This is a genomic window from Emticicia sp. SJ17W-69, from assembly GCF_051209875.1.
Lineage (GTDB): Bacteria > Bacteroidota > Bacteroidia > Cytophagales > Spirosomataceae > Emticicia.
In genome coordinates, this window is record NZ_JBNTQY010000001.1 from 580,032 (window position 1) to 593,436 (window position 13,405).

The 13,405-nt window shown below is 36.0% G+C and carries 11 protein-coding genes; 9 read left to right on the forward strand and 2 right to left on the reverse strand.

The annotated features are described in order from the left end of the window. Positions 1 to 2: 2 nt before the first annotated feature. Positions 3 to 299 carry a hypothetical protein gene (locus ACQUQZ_RS02580; RefSeq protein WP_435353180.1) on the reverse strand — a complete coding sequence of 99 codons (297 nt, stop codon included), beginning with the start codon at positions 297 to 299 and terminating at the stop codon, positions 3 to 5. 372 nt (positions 300 to 671) lie between these two features. Between ACQUQZ_RS02580 and ACQUQZ_RS02585 the strand changes: the two genes are divergently transcribed. Next, complete coding sequence (locus ACQUQZ_RS02585; protein ID WP_435353181.1) at positions 672 to 2,921, forward strand: TonB-dependent receptor; 2,250 nt, start codon at positions 672 to 674, stop codon at positions 2,919 to 2,921. Between the two features lie 102 nt (positions 2,922 to 3,023). Here ACQUQZ_RS02585 and ACQUQZ_RS02590 read toward each other — a convergent pair whose 3' ends face one another. Beyond that, positions 3,024 to 3,776: a DeoR/GlpR family DNA-binding transcription regulator gene (locus ACQUQZ_RS02590; protein ID WP_435353182.1), complete on the reverse strand. Its 753-nt coding sequence runs from the start codon at positions 3,774 to 3,776 to the stop codon at positions 3,024 to 3,026. A gap of 508 nt (positions 3,777 to 4,284) precedes the next feature. Here ACQUQZ_RS02590 and ACQUQZ_RS02595 point away from each other — a divergent pair. The 8 genes from ACQUQZ_RS02595 to ACQUQZ_RS02630 all read left to right on the forward strand — a co-directional run bounded on the left by ACQUQZ_RS02595 (position 4,285) and on the right by ACQUQZ_RS02630 (position 13,382). After that, a complete protein-coding gene (locus ACQUQZ_RS02595; RefSeq protein WP_435353183.1) occupies positions 4,285 to 5,625 on the forward strand; it encodes an APC family permease in 1,341 nt (446 codons plus the stop codon). 40 nt (positions 5,626 to 5,665) lie between these two features. Further along, positions 5,666 to 6,595 carry a carbohydrate kinase family protein gene (locus tag ACQUQZ_RS02600; protein ID WP_435353184.1) on the forward strand — a complete coding sequence of 310 codons (930 nt, stop codon included), beginning with the start codon at positions 5,666 to 5,668 and terminating at the stop codon, positions 6,593 to 6,595. Positions 6,596 to 6,701: 106 nt separating this feature from the next. Continuing rightward, positions 6,702 to 7,646: an N-acetylornithine carbamoyltransferase gene (locus ACQUQZ_RS02605; protein WP_435353185.1), complete on the forward strand. Its 945-nt coding sequence runs from the start codon at positions 6,702 to 6,704 to the stop codon at positions 7,644 to 7,646. 128 nt (positions 7,647 to 7,774) lie between these two features. Next, complete coding sequence (locus ACQUQZ_RS02610) at positions 7,775 to 8,938, forward strand: acyl-CoA dehydrogenase (protein WP_435353186.1); 1,164 nt, start codon at positions 7,775 to 7,777, stop codon at positions 8,936 to 8,938. Between the two features lie 50 nt (positions 8,939 to 8,988). Further along, entirely contained in the window at positions 8,989 to 9,345 is a 357-nt protein-coding gene (locus tag ACQUQZ_RS02615) for a hypothetical protein (protein ID WP_435353187.1), read from the forward strand. A gap of 176 nt (positions 9,346 to 9,521) precedes the next feature. Beyond that, complete coding sequence (locus tag ACQUQZ_RS02620; protein ID WP_435353188.1) at positions 9,522 to 11,267, forward strand: GMC oxidoreductase; 1,746 nt, start codon at positions 9,522 to 9,524, stop codon at positions 11,265 to 11,267. A 147-nt stretch (positions 11,268 to 11,414) separates the two neighbouring features. Continuing rightward, the gene (locus ACQUQZ_RS02625) at positions 11,415 to 12,065 is read left to right on the forward strand and encodes a gluconate 2-dehydrogenase subunit 3 family protein (RefSeq protein WP_435353189.1); all 651 of its coding nucleotides are present in this window, start codon (positions 11,415 to 11,417) and stop codon (positions 12,063 to 12,065) included. A 147-nt stretch (positions 12,066 to 12,212) separates the two neighbouring features. Beyond that, on the forward strand, positions 12,213 to 13,382 hold the full coding sequence (locus ACQUQZ_RS02630) for a putative sugar nucleotidyl transferase (protein WP_435353190.1): 1,170 nt from the start codon (positions 12,213 to 12,215) through the stop codon (positions 13,380 to 13,382). Positions 13,383 to 13,405 lie beyond the last annotated feature (23 nt).

The window sequence follows — 13,405 nt, forward strand, 5'->3', positions numbered from 1 at the left end:
TTTTAATTCAGAGAAAAAGACGGGACTCGCATCACGACCGCATTATTAAACATCAATTCAGTGATTTTTGGTCGCATAAAGTCGATTAAAGGGAATTCACCAATGATTCTTATTACTTCCAATTCATCTTCTGCATTTACCACACACCAAAGTCGATCTCTCTCTATTGAGAGAGCATAAGACTGAATCTTTCCGTCTTCCAATAATTGATTAACAACCAATCTTTGGCTTGGAATTTTAATAACTAATTTTTCTGGAAATGGGTTTGGTAACTCAAACTCTACCATAAATTGGCTCATATCTATAAATTGGGCTTTTTGTAAAATACAATAAAATTAAACATAAATCATTTATTATCAAATGTTTATGTAAAAAATAACTTATTTTTAATCTAAATTTATTCACTAATATAAACAAGTTTTCTAAAAAAAACGTTTACTTTGCAAAACTTATCTCAAAAGGGGTGCCTTAATATAACGGGCTGAGATTATACCCATCGAACCTGTCCACGGATAATGCCGCAGCAGGGAAAGAGAGCCTTTCTGTCAGAAAACTCATGATTTTCTGATAAGATGCTTCAAACATTCAATTAAAATTTTGTCAACCAAAAGACGGTTTGCCGTCCGACAGGATTTTACTCCTTTTTCCTGTTGTTAAAACTTTTCAAAACAATGAAAAAATTAACAACAATTCAATTATCAGTTATCAGTTATCAATTACCAGTTATCAGTTTACGGCGGGTGGCGTTCCGTTCTAATCTCTCAACAGTATTTTTATCGAAAACTACCTATTGTTTACTATTCAGTGTTTACTGTTCACTGTTCACTGCAACCGCTCAGGACTCAACGAAGATTCGTGAACTCAATGAGGTCGTCGTTAGTTCGACCCGTGCTAATCAAAAAATGGGAATGGCTTTTACAAATGTCTATCAAAAAGAGTTGAAAAAGCAAAATTTGGGTCAAGATATGCCATTTTTGCTGAATCAATTACCTTCGGTGGTAGTTAGTTCGGATGCTGGTGCTGGCGTGGGCTATACTGGTATTCGTATTCGTGGAACAGACCCAACTCGTATTAATGTGACACTCAATGGTGTGCCTTATAATGACTCAGAGTCGCAAGGAACATATTGGGTTAATATGCCAGACTTTGCTTCTTCGGCACAAAGTATTCAAGTTCAGCGTGGCGTAGGAACTTCTACCAATGGTGCTGGAGCATTTGGTGCGAGTATCAACATCAATACCTTGAGTTATCAGCAAGAGGCTTATGGTGAAACTAATTTTACAGTTGGTTCATTTAATACTTTGAAAACCAATGTCTTAGCAAGCACAGGTTTATTAAATGACCATTTTGTAGTAGATGCTCGTTTATCAAAATTAAGTTCTGATGGATATATCGACCGAGCTTCTTCAGATTTAAAATCTTTTTATGTTTCGGCAGGGTATTATGGAAAGAATAGTTTTGCAAGATTGAATGTTTTTTCAGGAAAGGAAAAGACTTACCAAGCTTGGGAGGGTGTTCCTGAAAGCTTATTGAAAACCAATCGCACTTTTAATCCTTATACTTATGATAATCAAGTTGATGATTATCAGCAAGACCATTATCAGTTGATTTCTTCTTTCAAGTTGAATAAAAATTGGACATTTAATCCAACTTTGCATTATACCAAAGGACGTGGATTTTATGAACAATATAAGGAACAAGACAAATTTTCAAATTATGGTTTGCCAAATGTAGTTATTGGAACCGAAACAATTAAGAAAACAGATTTAGTGCGTCGTAAATGGTTGGATAATGATTTTTATGGAATTACGTATTCGCTTGATTATCAATCAAATAAGAAGTTTTTAGCTAATATTGGCGGTGCTTGGAATAAGTACGATGGTGATCATTTTGGTGAAATTATTTGGGCAAAGAATGCTTCTACTGCTGATATTCGCTACCGTTGGTATCAAAGTAATGCTTTGAAAACAGACTTTAATATCTTTGGAAAAGCGTATTATCAAGTAAATGATGCGTTGAATTTTTATGGTGATTTACAATACCGAACAGTAAGTTATGATATAAAAGGAACAGCAGATAAACGCCAAGATATTACACAAAAAACTGATTACAAGTTTTTTAACCCAAAATTTGGTGTTAATTATCAAGTCAACAAAGCATCTTCGATTTATGCTTCTTATGCTGTGGGGAATAAAGAGCCAAGTCGTCAAGATTTTATTGATAATGCACCTAAAGCTCCAAAAGCAGAGAATCTAAAAGATTTAGAAGCTGGATATCGTTTAGCAGGACAAAAATTTAATTTTGATGCCAATTTTTATTACATGAATTATAAAAACCAATTGGTTTTAACGGGTCAAGTAAATGGTGTTGGTGAGGCGATTCGTGTGAATGTTGCGGAGAGTTACCGTGCAGGTTTAGAGTTATCAGCGAACTGGAAGTTCGCCCCACGTTGGATTTTAGCAGCAAATACTACTTTCAGTCAAAACAAAATCAAGAATTTTACTGAGACAGTCGTAAATTATGATGGTGATGCTGATAAAATCAATAAATTTTCAAAAACGGATATTTCGTTTTCACCAAACCTAATTGCTGGTGGACAACTTTCTTATACACCTACCAAAAATCTTGAATTTACTTGGCTTACAAAATATGTAAGTAAGCAATTCATGGATAATACTTCTGACGATAATCGTAGTTTGAATGCTTTTTTTGTGAATGATATAAGAGCGAGCTATTCGATAAAACCTAAGATTGTAAAAGAGTTGACTTTCAGCTTATTAGTCAATAATTTATTCAATCATTTATATGAATCGAATGGCTATACTTATAGCTATATTTCTGAAAAACAAACTGTAACTGAAAATTTCTATTATCCACAAGCAGGAACAAACTTCTTGTTGGCAGTGAAAGTGAGACTTTGAAAGAATTCTGAATGCTGAGTAGCGTAAACGTGGCACATCTCGAAGATGTGCCACGTTTGTTTTTTCGACGATATGACACATCCTTTTTTTAATCCATTGACTTTAAACAATCTCCACACCCAACTTCTGGAAATCTTTCAGAGCATGATCCGTTGGTTTTAAATTGGTAATCATCATATCGAGTTGCTGAAAATTGCAAACTTTATAAGCTTCTTGCACATTTATTTTTTCTTCGATAATACAGCAAACTGTTTTTTTTGCTGCTTGCATCATTTGTTGTTTAATCAAAGACTCTTCATAATGCCTTATACTCAATCCTTTATTAATATGTACACCATTGACACCCATAAAGTAATAGTCGGCATTGATATGTGCCAATTGGCTTGAAACTTCGCTGCCAAGTGTAATTTGGTAACGTTTATAATAACTTCCACCGAGTAAAATTACTTCGATTTTTGGATGCTCGTTTAAGGCCATTGCTAAAGGAGGACTGTTAGTAACAATAGTTAGTTCAAGAGTTTTGGATAATTGTTCAGCCATGAAAAAATTAGTTGTTCCACCGTCCATGATGATAGTTTGGCGATTTTCAAATAGTTTTTGAGCTTTTTTTGATAAAATTGTCAACTCTTCACTACTATTTGTTCCAATTTTTTTAGTTCCTAAAACAGAAAGGTATGAATTCGCCACAGCTCCACCATGGACTTTTTTCAAAAAACCTTTGTCCTCTAATTCGATGATGTCACGGCGAATACTATCATAAGAAACATCTAAAAATGTCCCTAATTCGACAAAATTTATTTTCTTGTCTGTATTTAGTTTTTCTAAGATTAAGCGTTGGCGTTCTTCTTTAAGCATAATGTTGCAAAATTTTATACAAATATTGCAAAAAAATGCAAATATTTCTTGGTAGTGACAAAAAACTTTGCATATATTTGCATTATTATTTTAGAATTGATAACCTATGATGAATTATATGCTTCTGATAGGTCGCTGGTTCGGCTGGTGGCCTTTAGAAGATTTACTAACCTTTTATTTTGTACAACACTTACTCCCTAAAATATTATTGTCGTAGTTTTGTTTCATAAAGGTTAAGCCGAAACACCTTGTTTCAATCTTAATTAAGAAATGGTCGGTCGAAAAGCTGACCATTTTTGTTTTATATACATGATATCAACTCTTCCATCAATAAATTTCCTATAATAGATTTTTTTTGTTAGTATTTTATCTTTTTATTATAAAATATTGATAGTCAATGTTTTATATAAATATAAACTGCAAAAATCTTAATACATTTCATATTCTACATTTTAGATTCTCTAAAAATTACTATCTTCGTTTCAAAACTAAGAAAAACTTTTTATTTATGAATCAAAATACCCAAACTGAAGATTCAAATAAACTTCTAAAATTGCTTGGTGTTGGCTTTGGTATTGCTGTAACTATTGGAGGCACAATAGGTACAGGAATTCTACGTAAGCCAGGGCCTATTGCTGCAAATTTGGGAAGCCCATCACTCATTATGTTGGTTTGGGTTTTGGTAAGTATTTATGCTTTTTTGGGTGTTCTTTGTACGATTGAGTTGGGTGTTTCTGTGCCCCGTGCAGGTGCATGGTACGTGTACGCTCGTCGGGCTTTTGGCGATTATATAGGTTTTGTTACAGGAATTACAAGTTGGTTTGGCACAGTGGCGGCTTTAGGTTTTGGAGCTTATACAATGTGTGAGTACATTGCTCTTTTATTACCTGAAACAGAGCCGTTTATAAGATATATGGCTATTGGCATTTTATTTATATTGATGGGTTTTCATTGGCTGGGAACGAAATCAGCAGGAAAATCGCAGGAAATTATGTCATTTCTGAAAGCGGTTGGTTTATTTGCTTTTGTATTTATGTGTTTTGTATATGGTGGTGATGTAAAAACTCAAGATTTGGTTTTAACTACGCAAAAAGTTGCTCAACCCGCTTTGTTTACAGGACTTATTATTGCCTTACAACAGGTTTTTTATACATTTGACGGCTGGCACACTGCTTCATATTTCACCGAAGAAAACACTGATCCTGCTAAAAATTTACCAAAATCTATGATAACAGGAGTTTTGGTTGTGATTGCCATTTATTTGTTAGTTAATTTAGCTATTCTTTATATCATGCCAATGGATGCTTTGGCTAATTCAAAATTGGCCGCAGCAGATGCAATTAAATTGATTTTTGGCGAAAAATCAGGCAAAATTGTCACCTTTTTCTTGATGATTTCAATTCTTGGAATGCTCAATGCTCAAATTATGTTTTCACCAAGAGTTATTTATTCGATGAGTAAAGATGGACTTTTCTTTAAAATAGCTCAAAAAGTAAACAAGGGTGGCACGCCCGCAATAGCGATGCCTTTTACCGCAATTTGTTCAATATTATTAATAATTAGTGGAAAAGATACTTGCGAACGCTTATCAGATATTGCTACTTTCTTTTTTGTAATGGGTTATATGGCTGGATTTGCTTCGCTTATTATGTTACGAAAAAAAGAGCCTAATTTGCCTCGGCCTTATAAAGTAATAGCTTATCCATTCATACCTTATTTACTTATTATTGTATCGGCTTTATTTTTGATTGGAGCGGTTTTTCAAGACTTTAAAAGTGGTGTTTATGCCCTTGGCTTTTTGGTTTTTAGTTATCCTTTATTTTGGATTACCAAGAAAAATATAATGTAGAATTTTATTATTGCTGAAAATACTTCAACCTTACCTTATAATGACACATAAATATGCACTTTTAGCTGTTGGCGAGTTGCTGGCAGATTTTATTGGAATAGAAATAGCAGATGATATTTCTACAACCGAACGTTTTCAAAGATTTCAAGGTGGTAGCCCGTCAAATTTGGCAGCAAATATGGCTCGTTTGGGTAATGCCACAGCGATTGTTTCATGCGTGGGAGATGATAATTTAGGCAAATATTTAGTCGAAAAAGTAAGAGAAACAGGCGTTGATATTGGCCATATTGCAATTGATAAACAAGAACCGTCGAGTATTGTAGTGGTAGCTCGCTCACGGGCAACACCTGATTTTATTGCTTATCGAACAGCCGACCGCATGATTCGACCAAAACATATTTCGGACGAATTATTGAGCCAAAGTGCCATTTTTCATACCACTTGTTTTGCTTTGAGCCAAAACCCTGCTCAAAAAACAATTGTTGATGCAGCCGAACGAGCGGCAAAATTGGGGTGCCAATTGAGTATTGACTTGAATTACGCTCCAACTATTTGGCCTGACCGAGCGGAAGCATGGCAAACAATTGAGGCGTATATCAAGCATAGTGCATTAACAAAAATGAGTGAAGACGACGCCGAAAGACTTTATGGCAGAGTTGTTGAGCCAGAGGAAGCAATAGCTGATTTGCATCGTATGGGAGCGTCGGTTGTATGCTTTACTTTAGGCGGAAGAGGCAGTATCATTTCGTATGAAAACGGTACAAAAAAGTTTGAAATGGCAGCAAGGAAAATTGAAGTTGTTGATGCCACAGGAGCAGGCGACTCTTACTGGTCAGGCTTTTTGACAGCATTTTTAGAAGGAAAAGACATCGAAACTTGTGCAAAAGCAGGCGTAAATATTGCAGTATTGAAACTTACAACGCTTGGCCCATTACCTGCAAAAGTAAGTAGAGCGATTTTGTATGAATGAGAAAATGCTTTAGGATTTTAATGAAAAATAAATTTTATATAAGTATATTGCTTTATCGGGAAAAACAAACGTACAGCAAAAAATTAAGAATAATTTCCAAAGAAAAATGAAAAATTTTATCTCTTTGCACGACGTCGAAAATGTGCAAGAATTAGTGCAAGAAGGTTTAAAACAAAAGAAAAGCCCTTTTGTCGACCAAGAATTAGGTAAAAATAAAACTATTGGATTGTTATTTTTCAATCCAAGTCTACGCACACGATTGAGTACACAAAAAGCTGCTCAAAATTTGGGCATGAACGTGATGATTATGAACGTTGGACAAGATAGTTGGCAGCTTGAAATGGAAGATGGCGTAATTATGAATGGAGATAAAGCCGAACATGTCAAAGAAGCCGCTGCGGTTATTGGAAGTTATTGTGATATTGTTGCGGTACGTGCATTTGCAGGCTTGCAGGACCGTGAGGCCGATTATAAAGAAATTGTCATGGAAAAATTTCGCCAATATGCGGGTGTTCCGATTGTAAATCTTGAATCAGCTACTCGCCACCCATGCCAGTCTTTAGCCGATTTGATAACTATTGAAGAATTCAAAAAAACTGCTCGGCCGAAAGTTGTGCTTACTTGGCTTCCACATTTTAAACCTTTGCCTCAAGCAGTAGCCAATTCTTTTGCTGAATGGGTAAATATGACTGATTACGAATTTGTTATTACGCATCCCGAAGGCTATGACCTCGCTCCACAAATGGTGGGTAACGCAAAAGTAATTTATAACCAAGATGAAGCACTCAAAGGGGCAGATTTTGTTTATGGCAAAAACTGGTCGTCTTATAATGATTATGGAAAAGTGATTACGCAAGACCCTTCTTGGATGATTACCCAACAAAAAATGGATTTGACCAACAATGGACTTTTTATGCACTGTCTTCCAGTACGTCGGAATCTCAAAGTTACGGATGAAGTACTTGATAATCAGTCTGTTGTGATTCAGCAAGCTGCCAATCGTGAATGGTCAGCACAAGCAGTTTTGAAAACTATTTTAGCAGGATTATAAGCATTATCTTGCCCAAGAGTCATTAGATAATTTTTCCTGTTGAAAAATAACAGTATGCTTGCATACTAATTTGATTCTTTCTATTTTTGTTTCTACTTCATACAAGCATTCTAAAAATTAAGTAAACTATGGCAGCAACAACAATAGAAGGAATCAATTTTAACTTAACCGAAGAGCATTTGGCGGTAAAAGAAGCCGCCCGTGATTTCGCTCAAAATGAATTACTTCCTACGGCAATTGAGCGAGATACCCATTCAAAATTCCCTTATGAGCAAGTTAAAAAAATGGGTGAATTGGGTTTTATGGGAATGATGGTTTCACCCGAATATGGGGGTGGGGGTATGGATACAATTTCGTATGTATTAGCCATGGAGGAAATCTCGAAAGTTGATGCTTCGGCGTCAGTCGTGATGTCGGTTAATAACTCTTTGGTTTGTTGGGGTTTAGAAGCATACGGGTCAGAAGAGCAAAAACAAAAATATTTAAAACCTTTAGCATCGGGCGAAATTATCGGTGCTTTTTGTTTGTCCGAACCAGAGGCTGGTTCAGATGCAACTTCTCAACATACGACTGCCGAAGACAGAGGAGACTACTATTTACTAAACGGCACTAAAAACTGGATTACAAATGGCGGTACATCTTCGGTGTGCTTGGTGATGGCACAGACCCATCCTGAACTAAAACATAAGGGTATCAATTGTTTTATTGTTGAGAAAGAAAGAGAAGGTTTTGTTGTTGGGAAAAAAGAAGACAAAATGGGTATTCGCTCGTCAGATACACATTCTTTGATGTTTACTGATGTAAAAGTGCCAAAAGAAAATAGAATTGGTGCTGATGGATTTGGGTTTAAATTTGCCATGAGTACGCTCAATGGGGGTAGAATTGGCATCGCTGCCCAAGCCTTAGGTATTGCCGCAGGAGCTTATGAATTAGCCGTAAAATATTCAAAAGAAAGAAAAGCATTTGGTAAATCTATTAGCGAGCATCAAGCCATTCAATTCAAATTAGCTGAAATGGCGACAAAAATCGAAGCAGCTCGTTTGTTAGTTTATAAAGCGGCTCGCCAAAAAGACGAGGGCAAAGATTATGTTGAATCAGCGGCAATGGCAAAGCTATTTGCTTCAGACGTTGCCATGTGGGCAACAACCGAAGCGGTGCAGATTCATGGCGGATATGGCTATGTAAAAGAATTCCACGTCGAGCGATTGATGCGTGATGCAAAAATCACACAGATTTATGAAGGAACTTCTGAAATTCAGAAATTAGTGATTGCAAGAGAGATTTTGAAGTAGTCTTTTACTACCTTTGTATAGAAATTTATAAACCATGAAAATCTATACTTATGCGTAATCTACTTACCATCATTATTGCATTGATTTGTTTCAATGTTTTTTCACAAGAAACAATCACAGCAGCTCAAGCCAAAGACTTTATAGGAAAAGAAGTTATTCTTCAAGGAAAAGTAGCAGGAACAAGACAATTTAATAACCAATCAGGGGAATTACTCTTGATAAATATTGATAAAGCTTTTCCTGACAATGATGTAACAGTTGTTGTTCGTGGTGAAATTCTCAAAAAAGTGAAATTTACAGAAGCCGATTTGAAAGATAAATCGATAAAAGTAAAAGGAAAAGTGAGCATTTTCAGAGATAAACCTCAAATTGAGCTTCAAAACGAAGCAGATTTAACGATCTTGTAACCCAATTTTCCAAATGGTGTTAATATAAAAAAAGGCTCTAAAGAGCCTTTTTTTATACCCAAACTTTCCAAATTAAAATATTTTAAAAATAAATATCTCTCGTATAGCATCAATTAAAAATAAAAGTATTTATTTTAGTATTTTGAAATCAACAAAATTTATTCATCCCTGATAAAATGAACTTATTCGAGATTAAAGAGCAACCCCAAGTCTTTGATGTAATCATTGTTGGCTCGGGTGCTGGTGGTGGAATGGCAGCCCATGAACTAACCAAAGCAGGAGCAAAAGTATGTTTGCTAGAAGCTGGTGGCTACTTCGACCCTGCCGACCCAAAATATATCAACCAACTAAAAGCACCTTGGGAGTCGCCAAGAAGAGGTGCAGGCACCACTCGTCCATTTGGCGATTTTGATGCTGCTTGGGGAGGTTGGCAGATAGAAGGTGAACCATATACAACTGCTCCTGGTACAGAATTTAAGTGGTTTCGCTCAAGAATGTTGGGTGGTCGTACTAACCACTGGGGCCGTATTTCTTTGCGTTTCGGTCCAGATGATTTCCGTCGTGGAACTTTATCAGGAGTGGGTGATGATTGGCCTATTACTTATGATGATATTAGTCCTTATTATGATAGAGTTGATAAATTGATTGGTGTTTTTGGTGCTGTTGCAAACTATCCAAATAACCCAGATAGTATTTATTTACCTGCACCGATGCCTCGCTTACACGAGATGATGATAAAAAAAGCAGGAAAAGGATTAAATATTCCTGTTTTACCTTCTCGTATGTCGATGCTTACTAAAAAAATCAACGACCATCGTCAAGCTTGTTTTTATTGTGGACAATGCGGACGTGCTTGTATGGTTTATGGTGATTTCTCGGCGTCTTCTGTTTTGGTTATTCCTGCCATGAAAACGGGTAATTTAACCTTGATAAATAATGCTATGGCTCGTGAGGTTTTGACCGATCCTAATACTGGTCTTTCTACTGGTGTATCTTACGTTGATAAGATTACAATGGAAGAAAAGGTTGTGCGAGGAAAAGTAGTTATTTTAGCTGCTTCGGCTGGAGAAACTGCTCGTTTGTTGCTCAATTCAAAATCTTCACGTTTTGAGAATGGTTTAGCCAATTCAAGTGGTGTAGTTGGAAAATATATCAATGATTCAACTGGAGCAAGTCGTTCAGCATTTGTTCCTGCTTTGATGGATAGAAAACGCTACAACGAAGATGGTGTGGGTGGTATGCACGTTTATACACCTTGGTGGTTGGATAACAAAAAATTAGATTTTTCACGTGGTTATCATATTGAATATGGTGGAGGAATGGGAATGCCATCATTTGGTTTTGGAATGGGTATTGAAGGTTTGAATGGAAAAATACCAGGTCGTGATGGAAACAAGAAAGATGCAGGTGGATATGGCTCAGGTTTGAAAGATGATATTCGTCGTTTTTACGGTGCTTATATAAGTATGGCTGGTCGTGGCGAATCTGTGCCGTTGGCAAGTAATTATTGTGAAATCGACCCAACTACGGTTGATAAATATGGTATTCCTGTGCTTCGATTTAATTATAAATGGACACAAGATGAAGTCAACCAGGCAAAGCACATGCAAGAAACGTTCGAGCGGATTATTCATGAAATGGGCGGAATTCCATTAGGTCCAAAACCAGGCCCAGAAACTAATTATGGCTTGGCTGCTCCAGGTTTGATTATTCACGAAGTAGGTACTGTTCGTATGGGAAATGATCCTAAAAAGTCTGCTCTCAATGCTTATCAACAAGCTCATGATGTGAAAAACTTATTTGTAGTTGATGCGGCACCTTTTGTTTCGCAAGGAGATAAAAATGTAACTTGGACGATTTTAGCATCATCAATGCGAACTTCGGAATACATTACTGAACAAGTAAAAAGAAAAAATCTTTAATAGAGTCCACGGTCGACAGTCGATAGCGGGCGGCGTTCCGTTCAACGGGAAAAGGTTTACTTAAAAAAATAAAATTACCGTTGACAGTGGTCTATCGACTGTAGACTAAAATTCACTCATTCATCAATTCATTCATTCAAAATTGACATGAAACGTAGAGAAATTCTTAAAAATATATCACTCGGAAGTCTTGGACTTGCTGCAACTCCTTCGGGAGAATTGGCTGCATCTTACATAGATGGCAACCTAACTATTGCTCCCGAAAAACCAATTGTTGTACCCAATGGTAGATTAAAAGAAGAAGCCATTCGTGATGCAAAATTAAAAGCTGAAACTTTTTTTACTCCTCACGAGCTAAAAACAGTAGCAGTTTTAAGCGATATTATCATTCCGGCTGATTCTCATTCTGGCAGTGCAACCCAATCGGGTGTACCAGCTTTTATTGAATTCATGATGAAAGACCAACCGCAACACCAAGATAAAATGCGTGGTGGTTTGATGTGGCTTGACATTGAATCAAAGAAAAGGTTTGGTAAAAAGTTTATACTTTGTAGCAAAACGCAGCAAATCGAAATTGTTGACGACATTGCATACCCAGAAAAAGTTAAACCAGCGTTTAAGCACGGAGCTTCATTCTTTTCGCATATTCGCAATTTTGTTGTTACAGGCTTTTACACTTCACCAATAGGATTTAAAGATTTGGGCTACATGGGAAATGTCCCTAATCAATGGGAAGGTGTACCAGAAGATGTAGTTGCCAAATATAGCTTACATGAATTTAACAAAAATACTGTGTAAGAAAAACTAATTTGTTCGATAAATCCTGTAAGGTTTTTTTTAAACCTTGCAGGATTATTTTTTTTAACTTTATTCTAAAAGCATCATTTTTAAGCCCTCTCCATATTTTTTCCTTAGATTTGTACCCTGAAACAACCAAAGGAAAAAATGAATTACATTCTTTTTGATGACCAACAAATCAGAAATCAGTTAAAACCATTTACGTTTATTCGCCCGATTGCTGAAATCCGCTGCGGTACACTGACGATTCGTGAAAAATGGGAGAAGGTTCTTTCGACTGAAATCTCAGATTTGACTGAAGAATATTTACAAAGAAATACGCCTCAAACAACTGAAATAAAAACTTTCATTAGTGGGGCAGTTTGTCCAAATGAGGCACTTTTAAGTGAGATTCGAGAACTTCAAGACGGTGAATTGTTAATTTCAAAAGAAACCGTTTTAGCCATAAAAACCAAAAAAAATCTTACGTATAATTTTGATTATCAGACTTTTATAAAAAAAGAGTTTTCAGGAAAGGTAACAATAATTAAAAATTTACCTGATATATTTCTCAATAATGGAGAACAAATAAAAGCTGATTTCAAACTTATTACTAATGGTAGAAGATCACAAGAAATAACAGACCCCTTTACTCGAGTATATGCTCCTGAAAATGTTTTTGTAGAAGAGGGGGCAAGCATCAAAGCTGTTATCTTGAATGCAGAACAAGGCCCAATTTATATTGGCAAAAATGCGATTATTCAAGAAGGAGCAGTAGTGATAGGACCATTTTCAGCAGGAGAAAGTAGTATTGTGGCTTGGGGAAGCAAGATGCGTCCAAATACCACGCTCGGGCCTTTTTGTCGTGCGGGTGGTGAAGTAGGTAGTTCGGTATTTTTTGGTTATTCAAATAAAGCACACGATGGTTTTTTAGGTGGTTCGGTGATTGGAGAATGGTGTAATTTAGGTGCAAACTGTAATAATTCTAACCTAAAAAATGATTATACTGAAGTAAAATTGTATAATTATGCCACCAAACAGCTCGAAAAAACTGGAGAACTATTTTGTGGACTTTTCATGGGTGATTATACCAAAGCGGGCATCAGTACAATGTTTAATACTGGTACAGTCGTGGGAGTGAGTTCTAATGTTTATGGGGCTGGATTTCAAGATAAATATATTCCATCGTTCACTTGGGGTGGAGTAGATACTGAATATGTGGATTATCGTTTCGATAAAGCAATTCAAGTAATCAATGCTACGATGCAAAGAAGAGATAAGCAATTGACCGAGGCAGAGGTTCAAATTCTTAAACATATTTGTTTTAATGACAAATGATGAATCTATTCGTAAATCGTCAT

Bases quoted from the DNA above. Each gene is read 5' to 3' on its own strand.
- ACQUQZ_RS02580 (WP_435353180.1), bottom strand. From the start codon at position 299: ATGAGCCAATTTATGGTAGAGTTTGAGTTACCAAACCCATTTCCAGAA.
- ACQUQZ_RS02585 (WP_435353181.1), top strand. From the start codon at position 672: ATGAAAAAATTAACAACAATTCAATTATCAGTTATCAGTTATCAATTA.
- ACQUQZ_RS02590 (WP_435353182.1), bottom strand. From the start codon at position 3,776: ATGCTTAAAGAAGAACGCCAACGCTTAATCTTAGAAAAACTAAATACA.
- ACQUQZ_RS02595 (WP_435353183.1), top strand. From the start codon at position 4,285: ATGAATCAAAATACCCAAACTGAAGATTCAAATAAACTTCTAAAATTG.
- ACQUQZ_RS02600 (WP_435353184.1), top strand. From the start codon at position 5,666: ATGACACATAAATATGCACTTTTAGCTGTTGGCGAGTTGCTGGCAGAT.
- ACQUQZ_RS02605 (WP_435353185.1), top strand. From the start codon at position 6,702: ATGAAAAATTTTATCTCTTTGCACGACGTCGAAAATGTGCAAGAATTA.
- ACQUQZ_RS02610 (WP_435353186.1), top strand. From the start codon at position 7,775: ATGGCAGCAACAACAATAGAAGGAATCAATTTTAACTTAACCGAAGAG.
- ACQUQZ_RS02615 (WP_435353187.1), top strand. From the start codon at position 8,989: ATGCGTAATCTACTTACCATCATTATTGCATTGATTTGTTTCAATGTT.
- ACQUQZ_RS02620 (WP_435353188.1), top strand. From the start codon at position 9,522: ATGAACTTATTCGAGATTAAAGAGCAACCCCAAGTCTTTGATGTAATC.
- ACQUQZ_RS02625 (WP_435353189.1), top strand. From the start codon at position 11,415: ATGAAACGTAGAGAAATTCTTAAAAATATATCACTCGGAAGTCTTGGA.
- ACQUQZ_RS02630 (WP_435353190.1), top strand. From the start codon at position 12,213: ATGAATTACATTCTTTTTGATGACCAACAAATCAGAAATCAGTTAAAA.